This is a genomic window from Pseudomonas sp. DVZ6, from assembly GCF_024259445.1.
GTDB classification, from domain to species: Bacteria; Pseudomonadota; Gammaproteobacteria; order Pseudomonadales; family Pseudomonadaceae; genus Aquipseudomonas; species Aquipseudomonas peradeniyensis.
Window position 1 is genome coordinate 1 of record NZ_JANCLM010000094.1, and the last position, 1,330, is coordinate 1,330.

1 protein-coding gene is annotated in these 1,330 nt (G+C 57.0%); it reads right to left on the reverse strand.

All coding sequences use genetic code 11. The features are described 5' to 3' along the window. Positions 1 to 149: 149 nt before the first annotated feature. Positions 150 to 1,106 carry an IS110 family transposase gene (locus NMG10_RS25760; RefSeq protein ID WP_254465371.1) on the reverse strand — a complete coding sequence of 319 codons (957 nt, stop codon included), beginning with the start codon at positions 1,104 to 1,106 and terminating at the stop codon, positions 150 to 152. Positions 1,107 to 1,330 lie beyond the last annotated feature (224 nt).

The window sequence follows — 1,330 nt, forward strand, 5'->3', positions numbered from 1 at the left end:
TGTAGGAGCAACTGTCTTGCTCAACTGCTAAAGCTAGCTCGATCCCTGTGGGAGCGGGCTTGCCCCGCGAACACGGGCGAAGCCCGTGCCACCCTGCACGGTGCTTGCTGTGCGAGCAAGTCAGCCCCCACCTAGATCTTTCGGAGGTTTCAAGGCTTAGCGTTGCCCTGAGGTCTCGGCAGAACCACATCCTGCCACTCAGTGCCCGTTCTGAGCATCGCGTTGAGGCGTACGATGAACACCCTCATGCACGCGACGATAGCCACCTTGGCCAGCTTTCCCTGTCCACGCAGCGTTTCATATCGCGCCTTGAGCGCTGGATTGCGCTTCATCGCCACCAGGCAAGACATGTAAAGCGCTCGTCTGACTTCATATCTGCCACCTGAGATCGAACGCTTGCCCACGGACTTTCCGCTGTCGTGATTAAAAGGCGCCACACCGACCAGCGACGCTATCTCCCTGGACTCCACACGCCCCAGCTCCGGCAGCAGCGCTACCAACTTACTTGCCGTGACCATGCCAATACCTTTGACCGTCACCAACCGGGCAACGCGCTCGTCGCCTAGCACTGCGGCCTGTTCCTCGATCGCCTGCTCAACTCGTTTGATTAGTGCCTTGAAGTGCTGAAGGTTGGCATTCAGGAAGCCAATGACAGCAACAGATTGGGCTTGCTTCACGCGCCGTCTGTCGTCATCTCTCTGTTGGACCAAGCGATCACGCTGCTGCAAAAGCTCTCGCAGCAGCGCCCTGTCGGGACTGACCAGCAACGTGGGCTTGTCTGGAATGACTTCAGCAAAGTGGGCCAGCACCTCGGCGTCTATCGCGTCGGTCTTGGCCTTGATGCCCATGGAGTCGGCAAAAGACCTGGCTCGCTTCGGATTGACGCGTATGACCTTGTAACCAGCATCCTGCAGAAAACGCATGACATTACGTTCGTAGCCGCCCGTGGCTTCCAGCAGGACACGCTTGATATTGAGCCCCCGAAGACCTCTCTCCAGCGCCTCAAACCCTGTTTCATCATTGCGTACATTGATCTTGATGCCCTGAGGTCGTACCAGTACGTCGAGCGAAATGCTGGAAACATCGATACCCAAGAAGGAAGCCATTGCCAAAACCTCCTAGACTCAACGGAGTGAGAGAGCTTTGGCTTGGCCCACGCTTGTGATTCGAGATCAGAGCCGCATCCAACTGTTCGGGCTCTCGCCAAAGTGGAACGGTGAATGGCAGCTTGTGCTCCTACTCGTGCTCAAGGCACCTGCGGCATTCAGCTTGTCATTCACCGCTCTCACTCCGGATTCTAATCCCCTATCAAGACACAAGCGGCCTTGTG